This is a genomic window from Saccharibacillus sp. O23 (assembly GCF_002205895.1).
Taxonomy (GTDB): Bacteria; Bacillota; Bacilli; order Paenibacillales; family Paenibacillaceae; genus Saccharibacillus.
The window spans coordinates 504442-526684 of sequence record NZ_NJDE01000003.1; the positions used below are offsets into that span (position 1 = coordinate 504442).

The following is a 22243-nucleotide window of genomic DNA, read 5'->3' on the forward strand; positions in this document are numbered from 1 at the left end:
TCCTCTCATTTTTGGACTGAAAGGTTCAAAAATAGTCGTAAAAAAACTCCCTAAAGAGTTTTTATCTCGCTTTTATTTTTGAACCAATCGTTTCATAATTATGAACCTCACTATATCCTACTTCCTTAACGAATGTCAATTCTGATTTCAAATCGCGAATTATTACCCTTGCCGCAGCCTCATTCTGGCAATCACGGCTTCGATGACGAGCAGATTCGGAATCCAGCACAGCCAAGCGACCACCCGAAACGCCGCTTCGAAATCGCCGAGCAGAATAGCCAGCGGCGCCAAAAAGATCCGAAGCGTCACCGCCGAAAAAGTCAGCGCGTAACTGCGAAGCATCCATTCTTTATGGGCTTGAACGTCTTTGCCTATAATTTTTCTAACGGCTATAAGCGTAGTTCCCACCCACAACACGTCAAGCGAGATGAACCCGAGCCCGGAGATCCAACCGCCCGTCGCAAAAAGAGATAAATACACGTTCACGATCCCGCTCACCGTAATCGAAAGAACATATCCGTACCCCAATCGGCGATGCCAACGTCTTCTGCCTTCTTTCGGCTTGATGAACAGTTGAAAAGGTCCTGCAGCCAAAGCGAACGTCGCGGTGACAATGTGAGCGTACAGCACATAGACCCAAGGTTTGAGCTCGAAATCCGGCTTTTGCAATTTGAAAGAAACAAGTCCAGCATGACCGGCTCCAATAACGCCGTACTGAACGATCACGTATCCGGCAATCGCAAAGGCGAAAATAAACACGAGTGCCCGAATTCGTTTATTGGCCATAAGAATGCTCCTCCTTCGCTGCTGTCGGGAAACCTTTCACCGCTTGCGCGTGTCCGATTTCCGGCCGTATTTTTGATGCAAACGGGTCTTCGCTTCGGTCCAGCTCGGAATCGTATCGGCCTCCCAATGGACAGCTTCGAATTCGTCTCCGATCCGGCGCGCGATCCGCATGGCCTTGGCGTGATCGCCGCGGTTGCGGTACTCCAGCATGCGGTCCTTGTTCTCCCATGCCGACATCGTCCAACCTACGATCCAACTGTCGCGCGTAAGATCGGAATGCAGCATCCCGGCCGCTCCGTTCAACTGCTGGTTTGATCGGACGATATGATAAATAAAAAACGGAAGCGCCCATCTGCCTTTCAATCGCACCCGTGTCACTGAAATCAACAACGAAATCGCCCCTTCCGCAGAATATTCATTTTCGGTTGTTCTAAGTATAGGGGATGGGATGCTGCGGTCATTGCCCTTTTCGGCGGCGTTTTTGCCTGATTCGACGGATTCGGGGGGTTGAATAAAAAAATCCGCTAGGCTGTAGGCCTGCGGAAGTTGAGGATGGGTTGAGGTGTGCGGTTCGATTCGGCAGGAGTCGCGATCCGAACGGGATGGCCTCATACTCGATTGACTATGGACCTTTTCGATAACCGGTATCTAAATTCCGCTTTCGATCAGCTGCCAAACCGCTTCAAACTGTGCTTTGAAATCCATACTCAGCCAGTTTTCTGCATAAGCGGGTGCGGAAAAATAAGAAAAAGCCATTAAAACGGCATACAATCGTCCAACGTCCTCGATGCCGCTTGCTGCTTTTAAACTGTCCAGCAAATCGCCGATGTGCCGAGCGACTACCACGGGATTTCGATCAATATAAGCGGTATACAGCTTGAACATTTCAGGCTCGCGTACATAAGCGTCATATTTCGATTTGCTTAATACCCATAACCATGCATGCACGATATCTTTTTTCGTCGAGTACTTTTCTGTATCAAACGGAAAAAGGCCAGCCAGTTCATGGTCCAGCCACGACAATGCAAGCTCGGTCCACAACTCTTCCTTGCTCGAAAAATATCTATAAATCGCGGCGTGAGTCGTACCCAATGCCGTACTGACTTTGGACAGATTAACTTTCTCCATTCCCTGTTCGACAACCATTCGATGAGAGGTTTCCAAAATAAGTTCTTTGCTTAAAGTTTTCATGGTTTTTATTATACGGATTGACTCTACAGGTTACAACTATTGACTTTTGTAACTAAGCATTATATCCTTAGGTCGTTCCTAGTTACAAAAACAAAAAAACGTAACTTAAAAAGGAGACTCCTTCATGAAGCTCTCAAATCGTACAATCGTCGTTACGGGCGGTACTTCGGGTATCGGACTTGTATTTGCCTTACATTTTTTGAATCGCGGCAATAAAGTCATCGTCATCGGACGAAATCAAACGACCCTCGATCAAGTGACGCATCAACATCCGGGGCTTATCGGGCTGCAAGGCGACGTCTCCGAGGCAAATTCCGTTCGCGGAATGGCTGCATTCCTTCGCGACCGCTACCCTGAAGTCTCCATCCTGTTCAACTCGGCAGGTATTATGCGCGCCTTCGAAGTGATGGACGGTACCTTCGATTTGGAGCAGACTACCGCAGAGATCGACACGAACTTAAACGGGACTATCTGGATGACGGAAGCGCTGCTCCCGCAATTGTCCAAACAAAGCGAAGCGATGATCGTAACCGTAAGCTCCGGTCTTTCCTACGTCTCGTCCCCTATCCATCCCGTTTATTCGGCTACCAAGGCGGGAGTGCATATGTTTACCGACGCACTGCGAATCCAACTCAAGAAATCGGCAAAAAACATACATGTTATGGAGCTTGTTCCGCCGCTCGTGGCGGGAACCAATCTGGAATCCGGCGCGCAGAGCGGCGGCATTCCCAGCATGAGCTTGGACACGCTCTTAAAGCACGGAATCCAAGGCATGGAGCATAACAAAAGGCAGGTCGTTCCGGGCTTCTCGAAACTTTTGCGCTTTGCAGGAAAATACTTTCCGGATACCCTTTCGAATGCGATGACACGGGGCTGAGAATTTATTTAGATCTCGCTTTCCTGTTTCCAGAGTTCCACACTATGATTGCTGCCTCCCTCATGGAAACGCAAAGAAATCTGCTTCAAACACTCGAGAAGCAGACTCGTGTCAAGAAAGGTCGAAAGCACCGAGTTGGAATCCGATGAAAATGCCAATGCGTATTTTTTAGGCTGAGCCGCTTTGAATAACCATGGTTCCTTTCATAAGCTGTTTAAAAAAGCTCTTACGGAACTCAATGTTCGTATAAGAACTTTTTGCTTCGCATTTCTATAGGCACTTACCTACTAGGCCGTCCAGCCATCTTCAAGGCACAAACACAACCCGCCGCGAAGCATCCGCAGGCTCCTGCCAGACAGCTTCGACCTCGGAGAGCGGTACTGTCCGAGTGTTCAAGGGTAACTTGCCGCTCGCGATCGCTTCGATCAGCGCCGGGAATTCGGCAAGATAGCCGGCGGTAGTGACGGAGCCCTGGCCGCTGCCGATCAGGTAAAAGTTGGCCGAACGCAGCGCGGCGGAAGGGATCGATGCCGAAGAGCCGGCCATTGAGCCGATCTCGATCCAGTGCAGCGATCGGCTGCGGTCGGAGCGCCGCTTCAGCAGCGGCAGCATGGCAAGCTCCGCGACGTGTCCCCACAGGTAGTCGATAACGATATCGACTTCGGACGCCGCTTCGGCTAGGCGGTCGGACACTTCCGCCGGGTCGCCGGACAGCGACACGACTTCGTCCGCTCCTATGCCGAGCAGCTCCTGCAAGCGCTGCGGATCGCGGCCCGCGCCGATTACCCGGCTTGCGCCCAGCAGCTTGGCGATGCGCACCGCCATCTGCCCCGAACTGCCGGTTGCGCCGAGCACCAGCACCTGCCCGCCGGGCGGAAAGTAGACGCGGCGGTGCAGCGCCACCCAAGCGGACATCGCCGGGTTCATCGCCGCGGCGATCAGAACCGGATCGGCGTCTTCCGGCAGCGGCACGCAGCGGCGCAGATCGACGACCGTCTGCTCGGCCATCGCGCCGTACGCCGTATCGGACGAAACAAAATACGCCGTTCTTCCGTCCGGCAAACGGCAGACCCCGTCGACGCCCGGGATCAGCGGCAGTTCGCCGGTGCTGGTATAGTGCGAACCGTCCGCCTGCCCGCGGACACGCAGATGCAGAGCCGATGCCAGAACGTCGACGCGCACTTCGTGGTCGCCCGAAGGCTGCGGTACCTCAAAGCTTTCATACTTCGGAACCGAATCAAAAAACCTTACTACGGCTGCATTCATCAATTATTCCTCCTTGAACGGTTAACGTCTATCCGGCGCTGCCGGTGAATCTTCATACTTTGCCGCCGGTTGAACTTCGCCGCGTTTTGCGGTTCGAGGCTAAGACTTGCCGGCAGCTCGAAACTTTTTAGTTTGTCTCACAAACAATATAGTTTGCCCCACGTACTAAGTCAACTCTTTTATGTTATACTTAAGCAAGAATCCGCTAGATCCATTACAAAATCCGGAGTGAACGCTTATGAATAACGAGACTTCCAATCCTGCTTCCCAACCGTCCGCTATTGCAGACACTTCTTCGATCGTAGACGGCCTCGCTCAGCTGTCGTACGTAATCCAATCGGTGCTGGGGCGCTCGGGCGCCGTGTACGATCTCTCGCCGATCCAGCTTCGTCTGCTCGGCATCCTGCGCGATCGCGAGCCGAGCATGAAGCAGCTGGCCGAACGCCTGGAGCTCGACAAGTCCAGCATCACCGGCCTGATCGATCGCGCCGAGCGCCGGCATCTGGTCGAACGCATTCCTTCGCCGGAAGACCGGCGCGGCTTCCACGTCAGGCTGACGCCGGACGGACGGCGAATCGCCCGCGAGATCGGCGGCGAGATCGAGCGCCGGATCGGCGAACTGGTCGGAGTGCTTACGGAAGCCGAGCGCGGGCAGCTTGCGTTACTGGCTCTCAAAGTCGCCGAAGTCCGGAAGGTATGACCTCCCCGTCTTTTTTCATGCAAAAAAGACGACCTCCCCGCACAAACACGCGGTCGGGCCGTCTTCTTTTTCCGATGCAATTCTTTAACCTGATTCCTACAGTTCCTTAATCTCCAGCAGTTCGTACGAGACCGTGACCATAGGCGAGTCCACGTTGATCTTGTCTCCGCAGCTGATCGCCAGCTTGATGCACTCGGCCAGCTCTTTGATTTCGCGTATTTGAGGTCATCGGGCTCCGCCTGAAGCTTGTCGAACCCTTCCTGCGTCAATAATACTTCTTCATTCCAAATATCGTTTCGTTTCAAAATTTCGCCCTACTTATGGTAAGGTTCACCCCGATTAATCTTCACCGCCCGATACACCTGCTCCACTAACACCAACCTCATCAACTGATGCGGCAGCGTCATCTTCCCGAAGCATAGCTTCTGCTGCGCACGCCGAATCACGTCATCCCCGATCCCGTGACTCCCGCCGATCACGAAGACGACATGGCTGCTGCCGTACGTACCCAGCCGATCCAGCTCGGATGCCAGATCCTCGGAGCTCCACATCTTTCCGTCCAGCGTCAGCGCGATCACATGGGCGTCCGGCTTGATATGACTTAGAATCCGCTCGCCTTCCTTGTCTTTCACGATCCTCACTTCCGCGTCGCTCAGCGTATCCGGGGCTTTCTCGTCCGGGACTTCCACGATCTGAAGCTTCACGTAAGGGGTCAGCCGCTTGCTGTACTCCGCGATGCCCTGAACCAGATATTTTTCTTTCAACTTGCCGACTCCGATGATTTGAATAAACATAATGCCTCCCATATTCCGTTCGTGATGTGATGCCTCCATTATACGATAGACTCCCCGCAGCCGCGCAAAAAAAGGCCGTATTTCCGGTTCCGCCGACCCGAGCGTTATACTGGAACCAAAAAGAAAGGAGCCTCGCTCATGAATCTCCGCCCTCTATACGCCGACCGGATTCGTCTCAAGTTCGAGCTCGAACCGCCGCTGCGCGATGCCGATGATTTCGAATATGCCGAGTGCGAAGACGGTAGCATCGAACTTTTTTACAAGAAAGAGGACAGCGCTACCTTCGCCGATTGGAATTCCGAGCTATGGCCGCCCGATCCGCGTTACGGAGATCCCGGACAGCGGCTGCCTCTGCTGCACGAATTTTTTCCGATGTTAAACGTCTATGACGAGCAGGTCCTGAACTTTCTGCTGTACGCGCTGAACGCGACGCTGTCTCTTCCGCCGCTCGCGCCTGCTCACGCCATGAACGAACGCATGAAGCAGCACTGCTTTTTTGTATTGGGAAGGTTGTCTTCGGTCACTTCTCTAAACGAAAAGCAAAAAAATGAGCTGCGAGAATTCGGTTTCTGGTTTTTCTTGTACGCGCATCCGGTGAACGGCGACACGTTGGAAGCTTTTTCGCTGATTGCGCAGCCTTCCTCGGATCCCGAGCATAACCCAACGAAGACGCGGTTGATCCATACCGAAAGCGGCGTTGTCGTGCGCGATTATTTCCGGGCTTACCACGACTATTATGCGCAGCATCATTCAGCTTATGCCGATCGCCTGCTCTTGTCGCCGCAGCAGATCCAAACCAACCTCGGACTGACGCTCGAACTGCTGGACGTCGTCGAAGGCAATATCGCTGCGGAACACGCGCCAATGCTGCCTGCTTGGCCGACGGAGACGCATCCAGAAACATCCGTCCTCCTGCGTCAAGCGCTGCGTTGGATTCATCACCCGGACGAACTGCTCAAGAGTTACACCGCCGCTCCCGGAGAGGTCTTCGAGCTGATGCGAGACTTAACGCGGTCTGCGCGTCAAAGCGCCCAAATGGACGCCTACCTCGCCTCGATCGCCGAGATGCTGCTGGACCATTACGTGCTGTACGTGCTGTTTTTCGATCCCGGCGAACTGTCGCGGCTGATCGCCCATTTCGCATCCGAACCGGAAACGTGCATGCTCCTCGTCAACCGGCTGCTGACCGATACGATCTTCATGCAGCGGATTCTGCGGATGCGCGGCATAAACCTGCTTGAACGTTGTCCGGAAGCCGAAGTTTTTCTGAACGGACAGGCGCGAAAATTAACTTGTTTTTAAACCGATCCGTACCGTATTTTTAAGCTCGCTCTCTATGCTGGAGATATTCCGATCCGGAGAGGAGCTTTCGAATGAAGAAAACGAAGATCGCCGCGCTGTCCGCTTTGGCGGCGGTGCTGCTGGCAGGAGAGCCGATGCAAACTTGGGCGGCAGACGCAGCGGACTCGGCAGGGCAGACGCGTCTTGCAAAGCCGGCACCGTTTCCCGCTTCGACCGCCGACGATGCCGCGCAGGCCAAACGATTCGTCGCGCTGATGACTCAGGGCGACGCGAAAAGCGCGCGCGGCTTGTTGAGCCATAATCTGCGCAAAGCGGTGAACGAGCAGGCGCTCGAGACGTGGATGAAGGATGTTACGGCCGCTTACGGCAAGCCGAAGCAGCTGAAGAAAATCGCTTTCGAAGACACCGCCGTTCACCGCAATGCCGAACTGACCTATACGACGGCGTCGGGCGGATCTTTCGCCGTGACCGTACGCTTCGACCGCAGCGGGCGAATCGACGATTTGCTGATCCCCGCGCTGTACCCGAACGCTTACGAGCCGCCGTCTTACGACGTGCCGGGCGCTTACCGGGAGTGGGAAATCACGGTCGGTTCGGGCACGTTCGCGCTGCCCGGAACGCTGACGGTTCCCGCGGGCAAAGGACCTTTTCCCGTCGTGGTGCTGGTGCACGGTTCCGGTCCGAACGACCGCGACGACTCGATCGGCGGCGCCAAAACGTTCCGCGATCTGGCTGTCGGGCTGGCGGGCCAAGGCGTCGCCTCGCTCCGCTACGAGAAACGGACCCGGGAGCATGCCCTCAAAACGGAACATGCGCCTTTTACCGTGCGGGAAGAAACGGTAGACGATGCGGTCAGCGCGATCGCCAAGCTGCGGCAGACGCCGGACATCGACCGCGACCGGATCTTCGTGCTCGGCCACAGCCAAGGCGGCATGCTGATTCCCCGAATCGTGAAGCAGGCGCAGACCAAACTCGGAGCGTCATCGCTTCGCGGCGCGATGGTGATGGCAGGACCTTCTGTGCCGATCGAGGATATGATGCTGCGGCAGTACGAAGACATGCTGAAGACGGCCCGTCAGAACGGCGCCTCCTCGCAGCAGATCAAGAACGTGGAGCAGCAGCTTGCCTTTTTCCGCTCGCAGTACGATCTGCTGAAATTTCCGCTCTTTTCCGAAAAAAACGGCTTGAACGGATTCGTCCTGCCGCATCCCGAATGGTGGTTCGATTTCCGGAATTACAAAAGCGGCGAGCTGGCGGCCAAGCAGACCCTGCCGATGCTGATCCTGCAGGGCGACAACGATATGCAGGTCAGCCCGGACAATCTGGACGGCTGGCAAAAAGCGCTGTTCGCGCGCGACAATATCGTCTACAAGCTGTACCCGAAGCTGAACCATCTGTTCGTGCGCTCGGAAACGCAGTCGACGGGAGCCGAATACATGCTGCCGGGCAATGTGCCGATCGAGGTCGTCGAGGATCTGGCCGAGTGGATCGCGGAGCAGTGATCGTCGTTGTCTCGCTGCCGAAAACCGGATTCGGGTTCTGATTTTGCGCGCAAAAAAACGGCTTTTCGCTCTTATGCGAAAAAGCCGTCTTTTTTATGAAATGCAGCGGACGATCCGGCTTTACAGCCCTTTGATCTCCAGCAGTTCGTATTGAATCATGCCCATCGGCGCTTCGACGTTGATCTTGTCGCCGAGCGCTTTGCCCATCAGGGCTTTGCCGAGCGGGCTCTCGTAAGAGATCTTGCCGTTCGCCACGTCCGCTTCGGCCGGGCCGACCACCTGATATTCCAGCGTGTCGCCGAACTCGATATCTTTGAGCACCACGTTCGAACCGACGTGAATCGTGCTCGAATCGGTATGCGCCGCGTCCGCGATGCGGGCGCTGTTCAGCATTTTCTCCAAGATGATGATGCGCGTCTCCATAAAGGCCTGATCGTCTTTGGCCGAATGGTATTCGCTGTTTTCTTTCAAGTCGCCGTAGCTGATCGCCAGCTTGATGCGCTCCGCCAGCTCTTTGCGTTTCACGTATTTGAGGTCGTCGAGCTCCGCCTGGAGCTTGTCGAACCCTTCCTGCGTCAATACTACTTCTTCGTCTGCCATGCTTTTGCTCACCCCACTCTAAAGTCTTCTCTATTCAGTGTACTCCTTTTTCCTTCAACAATCGACCTCTTCGGCAATCATGAGGACACGGCGCGCTCGGCCCACCAGAACGCAAGCGCGATTCCGGCGAACATCACCACGATGCATCCGACGAAAAACAGATGCCAGCGGCGGTACATCGACAAGATGGCGATATACTCGCGGATGAAGGCGTTCGGCAGATAATAAAACGCGGTCTTCGACCCGATCCCGTCGGCTTTCAGCCCGGCTTTGCGCGCATACACGCCGGCTCGGAACAGATGGAAGTTATTCGTCGCGAACACGCAGCTGTACCGGTCTTCGCCGCTTTGCTCGTCCATGATCTTTTTGGAAAAAGCCATGTTCTGGAGCGTGTTCACCGACTGGTCTTCCATCAGGATCCATTCGTCCGGAATGCCTTGTTCCAGCAGATAATTCCGCATGGCGGCGGCTTCGGAGATCAATTCGTCGGAACCTTTGCCGCCGGACACGACGAACTTGGGCGGGACGTACGGCATCGTCTCCTGCTTTTTGTAAAAGGCGATGCCGCGTTTCAGTCGTCCGGCGAGCAGCGGCGTCACGACGTTGCCTTTGAGTCCCGCGCCGAGCACGACGATATAATCGCGCGGAGGACGCGGGCGGACCAGATTGTACAGCACGCACGAGACCAAATAGCACAAGAACACGAATCCGAAGTATCCGGCGACGGCCATCATCAGCGCGACGGGCAGCGCGATCGCTTGATAAGTCGTCCACAGCGGCGAGAAGATCATGAGTCCCAAGAACAGGAAGATCAGCAGGCCGACGCCGAGCGTCAGCAGGTTTTTCGGTTTGAAGCCTTCTTTTCTCCATAAAATGCGCGCGTTGTAGATCAAACCGGCTCCCGTGCCGATCACCAGCAGCGGAAGCAGCACGACCAGCGTCATAAAACCGAACGCCGCCGCATAGAACACCGCGCGGTTGTCGTCCGCGACCTGCACGATGCTGATCATCAGCGAGAACGCGAGCAGCAGCAGCCCGAACGTCAGCAGCATGCCGACCCGGATGCGACGCTTATCTCGCAGATAGCTGATCAGAAAGGCCAGCATAAAAAGGGCGGTCAGCCCGTAACTCACAAACAGGATCATCGCTCGAAGCTTCCTTTCGTCCCGCCGCCCGAAAAAGACCGCCTCCGCTTCGGGTCATCCCGAAGCGAGAAGACGGTCCGCCCGTCGGTCGCATGGTAATCGAACCGTGTGTTCGGACCGGAGTCCGCTAAAATCTTGTCAACACTAAAGGTACTAGACCACCAGCACTTCCGCCGGCGCTTCGCAGTGCGCGCATTTGAGCGGCGGATCCCAGTCGGAGAACTCGGTTTCTTTGAGGTTCACGAGATCCGGCGCGTCTTCGTATTCGTCCAGAAATTGATCCAATGCCGTCTCGATATGTTGTTTGCATACACAGTACATGAATGACACTCCCGATGGTTTGATAGGAAAACTTATTGTTGATCGGCTTCCGGCCGTTCGCCGAGCGTGACGCTGGCCGTCTGCTTCTTGCCTTCGCGGTAATACGTGACTTTCATCTTGTCGCCGATCTGCTTGCGTTCGTACAGGTATTTCCGCAGCATCAGCGTCGAATCGATCGACTGGTTGTCGAAACCGACGATCACGTCGTTCAATCGGATACCCGCGTCTTTGGCCGGGCCGAGCGATTCCAGCACGACGACGCCTTTCTTGATCTCGCTCGGCAGTTTCAGATTGCTGACCTGTTCTTCGCCGAGCGGCGCGTACGGATTGTTCAGGTCCAGCGAATAGACGCCCAAGTAAGGCCGACTGATCTTGCCGTTCTTGAGCAGTTCGTCCGTCGTCGCCATGACTTGATTGATCGGAATGGCGAAGCCGATGCCTTCGACGCCGGTGCTGGAGATCTTCATCGTGTTGATGCCGATCAGTTTCCCGTTCAGGTCGACCAGCGCGCCGCCGCTGTTGCCTTCGTTGATCGCGGCGTCGGTCTGGATGACCTGCTGCTCCCAATCGTAGACGCCGTCTTCGTTCAGCGAGACGGGCATCACCCGTTTCGGATAGCTGACGATCCCCGAAGTGAGCGTATCGCCGAGTCCGAGCGGATTGCCGAGCGCGATGACCGTCTCGCCGAGATCCAGACGATCGGAATCGCCGATCTGCGCGACCGCTTTGACCTTCGAACCGTCGATCTTCAGCACGGCTACATCCGTGATGACGTCCGAACCGACCAACTGCGCTTTGAGGCTCGTGCCGTCGACCAGCACCGCTTCCAATTCTTGTCCGCCGGCGACCACATGATGATTCGTGATCACGTAAGCGTCTTTGCCGTCTTTCTGGAATACGACGCCCGAACCGAGCGCCGCACCTTCCAGCGCCTCTTCGTCTTCGCTATCCGCCTTCGCCGCGCGGTGATTGACGACGCTGACGACCGCGGGCCGCACGGCCGCCGCCGCCTGCACGATCCGGTCGTACGGATCGTAGGCGGATGCGGAAGCGGAAGTCGGATTCAGCGCCGCTCCGCTTAGTTTCGGCAGCAAGAACGTCGTGAACAAGCCGAACAGAAGCAGAGCGGTCAACAAAGAAGCCAATATCGCGCTGAGCGCGGCGGTGCGGATACCCGATCGGCCGCGACCTTCGCGGTAACCTGCGGAACGGGCGAATCTGCGGCGGTCGCGCCCGGATGCTCCGCGGCCTTCGCCGAAGCCTTTTCGGCGGCCGCTGCCTCCGTAATATTTATCGTCAAACAGGCCCATTCGCACCCTTCCTTCCATCCGGATGTCTTGCTTGCCTGTCCGAAACGGCTTGTCGTTCCGGCGGCACAGCCGTTCTGTTTTTCATTAAACGGTTTACCCGGCGGACGACGCCGAGTCGGAGAACCTTATCCGCCGGTCCGGCTTCCCACTTCGTCCCACGGCGTCGGCGTATTCCAACTCGTATCGCAGAGCTTGAACTCGCTGTCTTTGAAAAAGACGCCGCAGTCTTCCATCGAACATTTGACCGTCATCTTCGCGATCTCCATCATATTGTGGTCGAGGCTGAGATGCGCGAGGTACGTCCGTTTGAGCCGGCCGTTCAGCAGATCGCTTAACGCTTCGCCGGCCGCCACGTTGGACAGGTGACCGAGATCGCTCAGGATACGCCGCTTGATGTTCCACGGGTAGCGGCCCATCCGCAGCATCTCGATATCGTGATTGGCTTCCAGCACCAGCACGTCGGAATCCGAGATCGCTTCTTTGACTTTGTCGCTCATGTAGCCGAGATCGGTCGCGAGGCTCAGCTTGTGCGTGCCGTCGTCGAACGTATAGCCGACCGGTTCGGCCGCATCGTGGGAGATGCCGAACGAGACGGCGCGCAGCGAACCGAAATCCGCCGCCGCTCCGGTCTCCATGATCTTGCGCTGTTCCGGTTCGATCTTCCCGACATGCTTCTCCATCGCGTTCCACGTCTGTTCGTTCGCGTAGATCGGCAGCTTATACTTGCGCGCCATCGCGCCCAGACCTTTGATATGATCCGAGTGTTCGTGCGTAATCAGAATTCCGCTTAAATGCTCCGGCGAGACTTCCCGCTCGCGGAACAGTTCTTCCAGTCTTTTTGCGCTCAGCCCGGCATCGACCAGAATCGACGTGCCGCCGAGTTCGACCACCGTGGCGTTGCCCGTCGATCCGCTCGACAATACGGTAAAACGCATTCCCATACCCATGTTTCGATCTCCTTCTCTCTTGCTGCTTCAGGGACTGATGACGTCTCCGCTTATGCCCTGCACGTAATAGACGCTGTACGCGGACCCTTCTTCGGCGTTCTCGACGGTGAAGCGCCAGACCGGCGCCGCCACCTGCGTCTCGGAATCGAAAGTCTGGCCGTAGAAGCCCAGTTCGATCTCTTTGACCACCGTGCCTTCGGGCAGATAATTCTCGATCAGGGTGCCGAGCGCTTTCTGCGCCGGCAGCACTTCCGCCGCGCCTCCGGCATCTTGAATCTCGACCGGAGCGCCGCGATAAGCCGTGATCTTCTGATCGTTGTAGAACAGCTCCAAGCTCGCGTTAAAAAGCGGCCATTTGCGTTCGAACAGCGGATGCAGGGTGAACGAACCGTCTTCGCCGGCGCCCGCGAACGCGTCGTAGCTGTAGCTGCCGATCTCCGGGATCTCCGAACGCAGCGCGGAAGCCAGATCGTTCGGCGCGAAGATCAGCTTGCTGTCTACCGGAACCGACAATCGAACCGGCTTGCTCGTCCGCTCTTTCGTATACCGATACGAGATCTTCGGCAGACTCGGCGCTTCGGAAGGCACGGAGGTCAGCACTTGAATATTTTTCTTCTCCATCGCCCGCTGCGTACTGACGCTCAGCGAGTCGAAGCCGAGATTGGCGCCCTGCTGCTCGCGCACGTCGTTCCAGAGCTGATAGCCCAGCACCAGATTCAGCAGCAGAAACGCGTAGATCAAGACGTTTTTGGCCCTTCCCCAATCCAAGTTCCGGTCCCTCCTCTCGCCTGCCGAAGCTTCGCGGCGACGCGGCTTCGATCAGTTCGTGAATGTCGCGTTCGTGCCGTCGGACAGCTTCGCTACCCAACCCGGCACGAGGCGCAGCGTATCGCCGTTCATGCGCGGCGTGTAAGCCGGGTACAGGTCTTGGACTTTCAATCCGTGAACTTCTTCGACTTTGGCGATCCGGTCGATCAGTTCCTGTCCGCCGACCAGCTTATACTGCGGTCCCTGCTTGCCGTCGACCGGCGTCTCCAGCAGCGAACGTTCGTAGAACGAGACGGTGCCCTGCTGAAGAATCAGGTTCATGTAGCCGTAGCGGACCGTGCCGCTGCCGAGAATCGGCAGCGAACCGTAATACTGCTGGAATCGCACGCTAAGGTCCGAATCGGCCGACGAAGCGCTGCTCTCCGACAATTCCGCGCGGTACTGCCCGTTCCATCCGCCGTGCTGATTGATGAAATCGACGGCCGACAGCACGCTTTCCGTCGCGTCGGCGAGCGTCGCGGGCACGGCTGCCGGATCGGTATACGTCATCCAGCTTCCGTCGTCTTCGATCTGAAGGCTTCGTTTGCTGTCCGTATAGATCTCCGAACCGTCCTGCTCGTGGATATTGCGCGTCACCGCCGGATCGGCGAATAAATTGCGCTGCATCTGGTCGCTGGTAAACGCGTTCGTTTCCAACACCGCCTCCGACAGCACGATGGGTTTGGACGGAATGTAGAGCGTATGCTTCTTAAGCGGCGTGTACGGCGTCCATTCTTCGCCGAACGCCACATGCTGAAGCACGTCCTGCACGGTAAGATCGAGCTGTTTGGCTTCGTAGACGTCTTGACCGTTCGCGCTGAAGAAGAACGCTCTCGGTTTTTCTTCGCCTTTTCCCGTATAGATCCAGATTCGTTTGATGTCCGCCGTCTGAAAAGTCGGATCGACCGTCAGCTTCATCGTTTTTTGCAGCAGCGATACCGGCAGGCCGGCTCCGAACGACAGCTCGATGCCCGGGTTGTTCGCCGCGACCTTCTCCCAATCTTGAGCCGCGATCGGCTGCGGTTGAAACGCCGCGAAATCGCGCGCTTGAATCCGGGCATAGATCAGCTTGTAGAACGCGGAATTCGGATAAAAAATCGTATGTTTGTCTTCGCCCATATGGATGATCATGCGATCGGGATACAACGTGTCCTCGACGCTGCGCTGCTCGCCCATCTCGTCGGTCCGCACGTAGCCCGCCGAAGAGACGACGACCGAACCCGTGCCGGGCAGCCGGTAGATCAGCAGATAACTCTGCACGAGGCTGACGGCGACGAGCAGCGTAAGCGCCGCCGTCTTGAGCCGCTCTTTCACTTATCGCCGCCTCCTTCCGAATAAGCCGGCAGCGTGAAGGTCACCCGCGTGCCCTGCCCGTAATCCGATTCGATCGCGATCTCGCCGCCGTGCGCTTCCACGATCTCGCGCGCGATCGCAAGACCCAGTCCCGTGCCGCCCATGCCGCGCGAACGGGCTTTGTCGACGCGGTAGAACCGCTCGAAGATGCGGCCCAGTTCTTCTTTGGGAATGCCGATGCCGGTATCGGCGACCGCGACCGCGTAACGCCGCCCGTCTTCGAGACGGTACGCGTCCAGCGTCACCGTGCCGCCTTCGGCCGTGTATTTCATCGCGTTGGAGATGACGTTGTCGAGCACCTGATCGATCTGGTCCCGATCGACGCTGACCGCGCCGAGATTCGGCGAAGCTTTGAGCGAGACGGAGATGCCTTTGTCCCGCAGCGGGAACGTGAACCGTTCGGCCGCTTCGTCGATCATCCCGTACAGATCGGTCTTTTTGCGCCGCAGCTTGGTCTCTTTGGAATCCATGCGCGACAGTTGAAGCAGATCCGTGACGAGGCGGATCATCCGTTCCGTCTCGTTCTGAATGACGCCGACGAACCGTCCGGCGACGGCCCGGTCGTCGAGCGCGCCGTCTTCCAGCGCTTCGGTATAGCTCTTGATCGTGGTGAGCGGCGTCCGCAGCTCGTGCGAGACGTTGGCCACGAATTCGCGCCTCAGCGTATCGAGGCGTTCCTGTTCGGTAATGTCCTGCAGCACGGCGATGGTGCCGCTGACGCCGACCTCGGTTCCGCCTTCCCGGCGGTGGATCGGGCTGAGCGTCGCCTTGATCGTCAGGTCGCCGGCCGCGCCCAGTCCTCCGGGCGAATCCGGCGTGCCGCCGCTGCCGCCGAGAATGATGCTGCGCAGTCCGGCGGCGCCCAATTCCTCGTCCTCTTCCGGCAGGTCGAGCAGAGCGGTGATGCTTCGGCCGATCATGTCCGACTCCCGCATCCCGATCATGGCGCTGGCCACGCGGTTGACCAGAATGACCGAACCGGATTCGTCGGCGGCGATCACGCCGTCGCTCATGTTCGTGAGGATCGAAGCGAGTTTCTCTTTCTCTTCTTCGTTGAGCGACAGTACCCCTTGCAGGCGGCTCGTCATATGGTTGAACGCTTCGCCGAGCTGGCCGATCTCGTCGCTGCCGAACACCGGCATGCGCACGTGGAAACGCCCTTCGGCGACCGCGGTCGCCCGTTTGGTCATCTCTTTGATCGGCTGCGTGACCGTATGCGCCAGAATGACGCCCAGTACGGCCGTGAGTCCGAGCGCGATCAGCACGCCGGAGATAAAGATGCCGTTGATGCGCTGCATGGTGTCGTACAGCCCCTGCATCGAAGCGACGATATAGATCGCGCCGACGATCTTGCCTCCGCTGAACACGGGCTTGGCGACGACTTTCTTGCGCAGATTGTCTTCGTCGATAATATATTCTTCGTTATCGTCGATGCCCTGCAGCGCGCGGCTGACCACGGTCTGCGTGTTCTTGCTGTTCACGAGATCCGCATGGGTGGACAGCGAAGTGATCAAGACCCGTCCGCTGACGTCGAGCACTTGAATCTCGCCGCTGCTCATGCTGGAGAAGTTGTCGACCAGCGTGCGCAGGCTTGCCGCCTTGTCTTCGGCCGCTTCGCCGCTGCCGGACCAGTTCTGCCCGGCCAGCACGGACAGCAGCTCGGCCTGTTCCTTCAGGTCGTTCGTGAAGTTGTTGGTCAGCGACGTCTTCATCGCGCTGACGAAATACACGCCGATCAGCTGCATGGCGATCAGGATCAGCAGCATGTAGACGATGATCAGTTTCGCTTGAACCGATCGGAAGAACGACGCTTTGCGCAGCATTCGTCAGAATCCCCCCGGCTTGTTCGAACGCATCATGTAACCGAGTCCGCGCCGGGTCAAAATGTATTCGGGCTTGCTCGGATCGTCTTCGATCTTCTCGCGCAGACGCCGGATCGTCACGTCGACGGTCCGCACGTCGCCGAAATATTCGAAGCCCCATACGGCTTGAAGCAGATGCTCGCGGGTCATGACTTTGCCGGCGTTCTTCGCCATATAATAGACCAGCTCGTATTCGCGGTGCGTGAGATCGAGCGGTTCTCCGTGCTTGTACACCGTATACATATCGGTATCGATAAAAAGGGCGTCCACGGTCAGTCCCTGCCGCTGCGGCGCTTCGGCTCCGCCGAGCGCTCCCGCGCCCGCGTACAGCGACGCTCCCGGCTGATGGCGGCGCATCTGCGCTTTGACCCGGGCCAGCAGCTCGCGCGTGCTGAACGGCTTGGTGACGTAATCGTCGGCGCCGAGTTCGAGGCCGAGCACTTTGTCGATCTCGCCGTCTTTGGCGGTCAGCATGATGATCGGCACGGACAGTCTCGTCCGCACTTCGCGGCAGACGTCCATGCCGTCTTTGCCCGGCAGCATCAGATCGAGCAGGATCAGATCCGGCTGCTCGCTGAACGCCAGTTCCACGGCTTTGATACCGTCGAACGCGCAGGTGACTTCGTATCCTTCTTTTTCGAGATTGAACTTCAATATATCCGCAATCGGCTGCTCATCGTCCACAACCAGGATTTTACCCTGCATTCCTTTCAGCCCCCCTGCTTCGATTCCCCGTTCTTCTGTGATTTCGTCTCGGGTATATCTCCATTATTTTACCATAGGCGCGGGGAAAAAGCGCCGATGGGGTGAGTCGGGCGACTGATATTGTCGCGAATGGTTTATTAAGTTCGGAAGGCTGGGCGGCTCCGGGAGGAATTCGCAGCTTAGGCTTCCGATGTGCCTTTCTTCGAAAGGCTTGAGGTCGCGTGTTGTAATCGAGAAAAGATATTAAATTTTAGCGGAATTTTCTCGATTTCAAAGGCGAACACTACCGTTCCTTCACTGAATTCCTCCCTCTGCCTAATAGCCTTCAGCAATAAACCTTTCACGACAAAAAGACGCCGCCGGAAAATTCCGGCGGCGTCTTTTTTGAAAGAGTAGAAAGGCTTACCTCGGCGTTTTACTTCGCCTCGGTTTTATTAAAATCAGGCCGAAACCTCTAAACCGCTCGGCCTAAGGCAGATAAGACAAAGGATTTTTCGGATCGCCGTTTTTACGGATCTCGAAATGAAGATGAGTGCCGGTCGAACGACCGGTATTCCCCATCACGCCGATCGATTCGCCGCGGGACACGGATTCGCCTACGCTCACTTTGATGCTGCTCAAGTGGCCGTAACGGGTCTCGTAACCGTCGCCGTGGCTGATGATGATAATATTGCCGTAGCCGTTCATCTGTCCGGCGTAAGTGACGGTTCCCGGCGCGGAGGCTTTGATATTCGACGGTCCGGTCAGATCGACGCCCGCATGGAGTTTGCCCCAACGGGTACCGAACGTGCTGGAGATCGAAGCGCCGCCGACCGGCCAGCTGAAGCCGCTGCCGCCGGACGTCACTTCTTCCTGATTGTCGGAAGAAGACGAGGATTCGGAAGACTCCGAAGACGTATCGCGCTCGGAATCGGACGATTCTTCGACGGTCGAGACTTTTTTCGGCGCGATTTTTTTCGGCTCGGCTTTTTTCGGTTCGACCATGACTTTGGTGCCTTTGACGATAATGATCGGAGCGGAGCGGCGAACGACTTCCTGACCGATCCATTGTTCGTTCACGATCTCGCCGTTCTGTTTGGTCAGGCGGTAATCGACGCGTTTCGCGCCGCTTTTGCCCGGAGAAGCGACGATCCGCTTGCCTGCGGCGAGCTTCGAATTATGCCGGATGATCGTCTGCGGCGCGGTCGGGATCACTTCCGAGACTTTCTCTACGCTCACGACGTCGATCGCCGGTTCCGGAAGCGTGATCCGGATCGTCTGCCCGATCTGCAGCGTGAACTCTTCGATATCCGAGTTGTTCGCGTAGACTTCGTCTTGGGTAATGCCGAACTTGGCCGCGATCGAGCTGACGGTATCGCCTTCGACGACTTTATAGGTGACCGGTTCTTTTTCCCCGATCGTCAACAGCTTATACGCTTCTTCGTCGCTCAGGATCTTCGTCGGCGAAGTCTCGGTCGCGTTGTAGGCGATCTTGCTGCTGATCTTGATCGATTCCAGCTTGGACGTCGACTTGTCGGCCGAAGCCGCCTTGTTTGCTCCTCCGGTCGAAGCGAGTTTCGTAGTCGCCGCGGCGGTTCGGGTCCCTTTTTCGATATAGGAGTTCTTGGCTTTGTCGATCAGTTTCTTGGCCGTCGCTTCGTCTTTGACGATTCCGACGACTTTGCCGTTCACGACCAATTCGGTTCCGGTCGCATACGCTTTGATCGCGCCGTCCAGCTTGGCCAACGTCGCTTCGGTATCCGGAACGACTTTGTAGCCTTCGGCTTCTTCGGTGCGAATGTCCGAAGCGTAGAGCTTCATGTCCGCATTGGGATATTGTTCGGAAAAAGCTTTCTGTTTTTTCGCGATCAATTCGTCGACCTGCTGCTTGTCCGCGATGGTGCCGAGCACCGTATCGCCGGAATAAACGGTATAGTACGTATACGTATGCGCTTCTTTATACTTGAATCCGCCGAACGTCAATCCTCCGGCCAATAGCACGACGCTCGCGGCGCCTGCTGCCCAGCGACGGATTCGGCGCGGTTTCCATGTTCTCTGTACCCCGGCCTCGAACGAACCTTCCTGCCGCATTTCGCTCTGCTCGGAAGACGCCGTTTTGCCCCGGTCTTTGTTGTCCAAACTTTCCATGATCTTCTCCTTTGCCTTGCAAACTTGCCAGATACGTCTTGCACAAAACGGCTTAAATAGTGTCAAAATTTTAACCTTTATAAAACCTTCGTCTACTTTACCACAGCCTCCGAGAACAATTCAACTTTGCAACAAAGCAAAAAACCCGCGCCGGGCGCGGGTTTGCACGTTTCTGACTCACTTTTTTCGCGAACGATCGGTGACGATAGCCCGTTCGGTTGCGGCCTATAGTCTTAGTTGTAAATCGAGATGACCGGGTTCGTCTGCTCGCGGTTGCGGCCGACGGAGAAGATCGCGATCGGAATTCCGGTCAATTCGCTGACGCGGTTCACGTAGTTGCGCGTCGTTTCCGGAAGGTCGTCCAGCGTTTTCGCGCCTGTGATGTCTTCGCTCCAACCCGGCATTTCTTCGTAGACCGCTTCGCACAGCGCAAGCTGCTTCAAGCTGGCCGGGTAGTGCGAGATCACTTCGCCGTTCAACTTATAACCCGTGCAGATCTTGACCGTCTCGAGGCCCGTCAGGACGTCCAGCGAGTTCAAGGACAGACCCGTGATGCCGCTGACGCGTCTTGCGTGACGGACCACGACGCTGTCGAACCAGCCCACGCGGCGCGGACGGCCCGTTACGGTGCCGTACTCATGGCCGGTCTCGCGGATCGTGTCGCCGATCTCGTCGTGCAGCTCGGTCGGGAAAGGACCGTCGCCGACGCGGGTCGTGTACGCTTTGGCGACGCCGATCACCTGGTTGATGCGCGCCGGGCCGACGCCCGAACCGATGCAGACGCCGCCCGCGGACGGGTTGGAAGACGTCACGAACGGATACGTGCCTTGGTCGATATCCAGCATGACGCCCTGCGCGCCTTCGAACAGCACTTTTTTGTCTTCGTCGATATATTCGTTCAATACGACCGACGTGTCGCAGACGTAAGGACGCAGAATTTCGGCATAACCGAGATAGTTTTCCAGAATTTCTTCCACGTCTACCGTTCCGCCGCCGTATACCTGCTCGATGATATGGTTCTTTTCTTTGACCAGATGGCGCAGCTTGAGTTCGAATTCTTCGGCGTCCATCAGGTCCGCCATGCGGATACCGATCCGGGCCGCTTTGTCCATGTAGCAAGGGCCGATGCCTTTGCCGGTCGTGCCGATCTTGTTCGGGCCTTTGCGTTCTTCTTCCAGCGCGTCGAGCACCATGTGGTAAGGCATGATGATATGCGCGCGGTCGCTGATCGACAGGTTTTTCGTAGTGAAGCCGTTATCGTGAATATAATTGATTTCCTCGATCAGCGCTTTCGGGTTGATGACCATCCCGTTGCCGATCACGCAGGCTTTGTCCGTATAGAAAATGCCCGAAGGAATCATCGTCAATTTATACTTTTTGTCTTCGATCAAGATGGTGTGGCCCGCGTTGTTGCCGCCTTGATAACGAGCGACCACGTCGGCGCCTTCCGCCAAATAATCCGTAATCTTGCCTTTGCCTTCGTCTCCCCACTGCGTTCCCACTACGACTACCGTTGACATTGTACATTCCTCCGTGGGTGCCTTTGCACCTTTGTATTGGTCGTCCGTCCTCTATCCCGGCAGGAATTCGTCAATGGAAAAGCCCGGCTGAGAAGCGTGCTAACGGACGAGCGGAGACGGCTCTCTCTCGCTTTTCTTCCCGGTTAACGGGCGTGAAAAAGGCGGGACAGCGCTCCTTATGCTGCTTTAACGCAGCACTAACAGTGTACCAGCATGATTTTTTAAAGTCAAATAAATGACGAACGAAAGATGTTCCGTGTAAATTTAATGTTCGGAAAAACGCTAAGAATCTAGGTTTGCGTAAAAATAATTCTCATTTGCCGAGTCTCTTGGATTTCGTCCGGTACCTTGACCGCTTAAGAGGTTCGTTTGCGTCCCTCGAAAACTTTACATTCAATGCGTTCAAGGTGCTCGTTCAAGAAATTCCATAAAAAGGGTTTGACCATGAAGGTTCGGGGTTAAGTTAGGGCATCAAGCCTTTCCAATCTCTACAGCACGCATAACATCCTAAGAAGAGGTGAATAAGAATGGCTAAACTCGCAGTCAAGCTGCTGGCCAATGCCGTCGTCGTGATCGGATTAAGCATGTGGTTCGGAGATGCCGATTTCTTGAGCGCTTTGCTCGTCGCCGTCGTCCTCGGCGCGATCGCTTACGTACTCGGCGATATGCTGATCCTGCCATCCGCCGGCAATACCGCCGCTACGATCGGCGATGCCGCCCTGACCTATCTGGTAATCTGGGGCGCTTCCGCCATGCTGGACTGGAATATCTCGTATTTCGATATTTTCGTGATCGCTTTCGTCGTCGGCGTCTTCGAATTCTTCTTCCATATCTGGCTTCTTCAAGACGGAATCCCGGGCCGTAAAGACAATAACGGCCATGCCAAATTCCCGGCTCAACGTTAAGAGCCCGGCGACATCCCGAAAGCCGGACTTCTAGTGGAGAAGTTATTGGAATGTAGAAGTTATTAGATCGTAAAAAAAAGCGCAGCCAAGAAAGCACCGGACAATACCTGTCCGGTGCTTCCTTGGCTTGCCCTCTCCTCCCCGCCTTGAGGCCGCCGCGCAGCCCCGGCGGCCTCAAGCGGGCACCCGCTCCCGGGGAAAGGGAGCGGAGGTGGAGGGGGTC

Annotated in this window: 21 protein-coding genes; 5 read left to right on the forward strand and 16 right to left on the reverse strand. The window is 56.5% G+C overall.

The window, feature by feature from the left end:
* Window positions 1-162 precede the first annotated feature (162 nt).
* The 3 genes from CDO73_RS06175 to CDO73_RS06185 all read right to left on the reverse strand — a co-directional run bounded on the left by CDO73_RS06175 (window position 163) and on the right by CDO73_RS06185 (window position 1977).
* Window positions 163-786: a DUF2306 domain-containing protein gene (locus CDO73_RS06175; RefSeq protein WP_088487615.1), complete on the reverse strand. Its 624-nt coding sequence runs from the start codon at window positions 784-786 to the stop codon at window positions 163-165.
* Window positions 787-822: 36 nt separating this feature from the next.
* Window positions 823-1071 carry a DUF3291 domain-containing protein gene (locus CDO73_RS06180; protein ID WP_256972585.1) on the reverse strand — a complete coding sequence of 83 codons (249 nt, stop codon included), beginning with the start codon at window positions 1069-1071 and terminating at the stop codon, window positions 823-825.
* 363 nt (window positions 1072-1434) lie between these two features.
* On the reverse strand, window positions 1435-1977 hold the full coding sequence (locus CDO73_RS06185) for a TetR/AcrR family transcriptional regulator (RefSeq protein WP_179218604.1): 543 nt from the start codon (window positions 1975-1977) through the stop codon (window positions 1435-1437).
* A gap of 124 nt (window positions 1978-2101) precedes the next feature.
* Between CDO73_RS06185 and CDO73_RS06190 the strand changes: the two genes are divergently transcribed.
* Entirely contained in the window at window positions 2102-2854 is a 753-nt protein-coding gene (locus CDO73_RS06190) for an SDR family oxidoreductase (RefSeq protein WP_088487618.1), read from the forward strand.
* 306 nt (window positions 2855-3160) lie between these two features.
* Here the strand turns inward: CDO73_RS06190 and CDO73_RS06195 are convergent, their stop codons facing one another.
* Window positions 3161-4120, reverse strand: a complete 960-nt coding sequence (locus tag CDO73_RS06195; protein ID WP_088487619.1) for a quinone oxidoreductase family protein — start codon at window positions 4118-4120, stop codon at window positions 3161-3163.
* A 238-nt stretch (window positions 4121-4358) separates the two neighbouring features.
* Here CDO73_RS06195 and CDO73_RS06200 point away from each other — a divergent pair, with 238 nt between their 5' ends.
* Complete coding sequence (locus CDO73_RS06200) at window positions 4359-4820, forward strand: MarR family winged helix-turn-helix transcriptional regulator (RefSeq protein ID WP_088487620.1); 462 nt, start codon at window positions 4359-4361, stop codon at window positions 4818-4820.
* 314 nt (window positions 4821-5134) lie between these two features.
* Here the strand turns inward: CDO73_RS06200 and rlmH are convergent, their stop codons facing one another.
* Window positions 5135-5614 carry a 23S rRNA (pseudouridine(1915)-N(3))-methyltransferase RlmH gene (gene rlmH / locus CDO73_RS06205; protein ID WP_088487699.1) on the reverse strand — a complete coding sequence of 160 codons (480 nt, stop codon included), beginning with the start codon at window positions 5612-5614 and terminating at the stop codon, window positions 5135-5137.
* Between the two features lie 138 nt (window positions 5615-5752).
* Here rlmH and CDO73_RS06210 point away from each other — a divergent pair, with 138 nt between their 5' ends.
* Entirely contained in the window at window positions 5753-6916 is a 1164-nt protein-coding gene (locus CDO73_RS06210) for a hypothetical protein (RefSeq protein ID WP_088487621.1), read from the forward strand.
* A gap of 71 nt (window positions 6917-6987) precedes the next feature.
* A complete protein-coding gene (locus tag CDO73_RS06215) occupies window positions 6988-8418 on the forward strand; it encodes an alpha/beta hydrolase family protein (protein WP_088487622.1) in 1431 nt (476 codons plus the stop codon).
* 120 nt (window positions 8419-8538) lie between these two features.
* Here the strand turns inward: CDO73_RS06215 and greA are convergent, their stop codons facing one another.
* The 11 genes from greA to CDO73_RS06270 form a co-directional block, all read right to left on the reverse strand.
* Entirely contained in the window at window positions 8539-9018 is a 480-nt protein-coding gene (gene greA / locus CDO73_RS06220; RefSeq protein WP_088487700.1) for a transcription elongation factor GreA, read from the reverse strand.
* Window positions 9019-9095: 77 nt separating this feature from the next.
* Complete coding sequence (locus CDO73_RS06225) at window positions 9096-10163, reverse strand: YdcF family protein (RefSeq protein ID WP_088487623.1); 1068 nt, start codon at window positions 10161-10163, stop codon at window positions 9096-9098.
* A gap of 153 nt (window positions 10164-10316) precedes the next feature.
* Window positions 10317-10484 carry a CxxH/CxxC protein gene (locus CDO73_RS06230; RefSeq protein ID WP_087797986.1) on the reverse strand — a complete coding sequence of 56 codons (168 nt, stop codon included), beginning with the start codon at window positions 10482-10484 and terminating at the stop codon, window positions 10317-10319.
* Window positions 10485-10516: 32 nt separating this feature from the next.
* Complete coding sequence (locus CDO73_RS06235) at window positions 10517-11794, reverse strand: S1C family serine protease (RefSeq protein ID WP_088487624.1); 1278 nt, start codon at window positions 11792-11794, stop codon at window positions 10517-10519.
* A 125-nt stretch (window positions 11795-11919) separates the two neighbouring features.
* Window positions 11920-12735 carry an MBL fold metallo-hydrolase gene (locus tag CDO73_RS06240; RefSeq protein WP_088487701.1) on the reverse strand — a complete coding sequence of 272 codons (816 nt, stop codon included), beginning with the start codon at window positions 12733-12735 and terminating at the stop codon, window positions 11920-11922.
* Window positions 12736-12768: 33 nt separating this feature from the next.
* Window positions 12769-13509, reverse strand: a complete 741-nt coding sequence (yycI, locus tag CDO73_RS06245; protein WP_088487625.1) for a two-component system regulatory protein YycI — start codon at window positions 13507-13509, stop codon at window positions 12769-12771.
* Between the two features lie 51 nt (window positions 13510-13560).
* Complete coding sequence (locus CDO73_RS06250) at window positions 13561-14862, reverse strand: YycH family regulatory protein (protein WP_088487626.1); 1302 nt, start codon at window positions 14860-14862, stop codon at window positions 13561-13563.
* Window positions 14859-16724 carry a cell wall metabolism sensor histidine kinase WalK gene (walK, locus tag CDO73_RS06255; RefSeq protein WP_373446968.1) on the reverse strand — a complete coding sequence of 622 codons (1866 nt, stop codon included), beginning with the start codon at window positions 16722-16724 and terminating at the stop codon, window positions 14859-14861. Before walK ends, CDO73_RS06250 begins: the two co-directional genes overlap by 4 nt.
* A 3-nt stretch (window positions 16725-16727) precedes the next feature.
* Window positions 16728-17468, reverse strand: a complete 741-nt coding sequence (gene yycF / locus CDO73_RS06260) for a response regulator YycF (protein ID WP_088487627.1) — start codon at window positions 17466-17468, stop codon at window positions 16728-16730.
* Window positions 17469-17936: 468 nt separating this feature from the next.
* A complete protein-coding gene (locus CDO73_RS06265) occupies window positions 17937-19595 on the reverse strand; it encodes a peptidoglycan DD-metalloendopeptidase family protein (protein WP_088487628.1) in 1659 nt (552 codons plus the stop codon).
* A gap of 233 nt (window positions 19596-19828) precedes the next feature.
* Complete coding sequence (locus CDO73_RS06270) at window positions 19829-21115, reverse strand: adenylosuccinate synthase (protein ID WP_087797980.1); 1287 nt, start codon at window positions 21113-21115, stop codon at window positions 19829-19831.
* A gap of 527 nt (window positions 21116-21642) precedes the next feature.
* Between CDO73_RS06270 and CDO73_RS06275 the strand changes: the two genes are divergently transcribed.
* Complete coding sequence (locus CDO73_RS06275; protein ID WP_088487629.1) at window positions 21643-22020, forward strand: DUF2512 family protein; 378 nt, start codon at window positions 21643-21645, stop codon at window positions 22018-22020.
* Window positions 22021-22243 lie beyond the last annotated feature (223 nt).

Excerpts from the sequence above, each read along its gene's own strand:
- CDO73_RS06175 (WP_088487615.1), bottom strand. The coding sequence starts at position 786 with ATGGCCAATAAACGAATTCGGGCACTCGTGTTTATTTTCGCCTTTGCG.
- CDO73_RS06180 (WP_256972585.1), bottom strand. The coding sequence starts at position 1,071 with ATGCTGCATTCCGATCTTACGCGCGACAGTTGGATCGTAGGTTGGACG.
- CDO73_RS06185 (WP_179218604.1), bottom strand. The coding sequence starts at position 1,977 with ATGAAAACTTTAAGCAAAGAACTTATTTTGGAAACCTCTCATCGAATG.
- CDO73_RS06190 (WP_088487618.1), top strand. The coding sequence starts at position 2,102 with ATGAAGCTCTCAAATCGTACAATCGTCGTTACGGGCGGTACTTCGGGT.
- CDO73_RS06195 (WP_088487619.1), bottom strand. The coding sequence starts at position 4,120 with ATGAATGCAGCCGTAGTAAGGTTTTTTGATTCGGTTCCGAAGTATGAA.
- CDO73_RS06200 (WP_088487620.1), top strand. The coding sequence starts at position 4,359 with ATGAATAACGAGACTTCCAATCCTGCTTCCCAACCGTCCGCTATTGCA.
- rlmH (WP_088487699.1), bottom strand. The coding sequence starts at position 5,614 with ATGTTTATTCAAATCATCGGAGTCGGCAAGTTGAAAGAAAAATATCTG.
- CDO73_RS06210 (WP_088487621.1), top strand. The coding sequence starts at position 5,753 with ATGAATCTCCGCCCTCTATACGCCGACCGGATTCGTCTCAAGTTCGAG.
- CDO73_RS06215 (WP_088487622.1), top strand. The coding sequence starts at position 6,988 with ATGAAGAAAACGAAGATCGCCGCGCTGTCCGCTTTGGCGGCGGTGCTG.
- greA (WP_088487700.1), bottom strand. The coding sequence starts at position 9,018 with ATGGCAGACGAAGAAGTAGTATTGACGCAGGAAGGGTTCGACAAGCTC.
- CDO73_RS06225 (WP_088487623.1), bottom strand. The coding sequence starts at position 10,163 with ATGATCCTGTTTGTGAGTTACGGGCTGACCGCCCTTTTTATGCTGGCC.
- CDO73_RS06230 (WP_087797986.1), bottom strand. The coding sequence starts at position 10,484 with ATGTACTGTGTATGCAAACAACATATCGAGACGGCATTGGATCAATTT.
- CDO73_RS06235 (WP_088487624.1), bottom strand. The coding sequence starts at position 11,794 with ATGGGCCTGTTTGACGATAAATATTACGGAGGCAGCGGCCGCCGAAAA.
- CDO73_RS06240 (WP_088487701.1), bottom strand. The coding sequence starts at position 12,735 with ATGGGAATGCGTTTTACCGTATTGTCGAGCGGATCGACGGGCAACGCC.
- walK (WP_373446968.1), bottom strand. The coding sequence starts at position 16,724 with ATGCTGCGCAAAGCGTCGTTCTTCCGATCGGTTCAAGCGAAACTGATC.
- yycF (WP_088487627.1), bottom strand. The coding sequence starts at position 17,468 with ATGCAGGGTAAAATCCTGGTTGTGGACGATGAGCAGCCGATTGCGGAT.
- CDO73_RS06265 (WP_088487628.1), bottom strand. The coding sequence starts at position 19,595 with ATGGAAAGTTTGGACAACAAAGACCGGGGCAAAACGGCGTCTTCCGAG.
- CDO73_RS06270 (WP_087797980.1), bottom strand. The coding sequence starts at position 21,115 with ATGTCAACGGTAGTCGTAGTGGGAACGCAGTGGGGAGACGAAGGCAAA.
- CDO73_RS06275 (WP_088487629.1), top strand. The coding sequence starts at position 21,643 with ATGGCTAAACTCGCAGTCAAGCTGCTGGCCAATGCCGTCGTCGTGATC.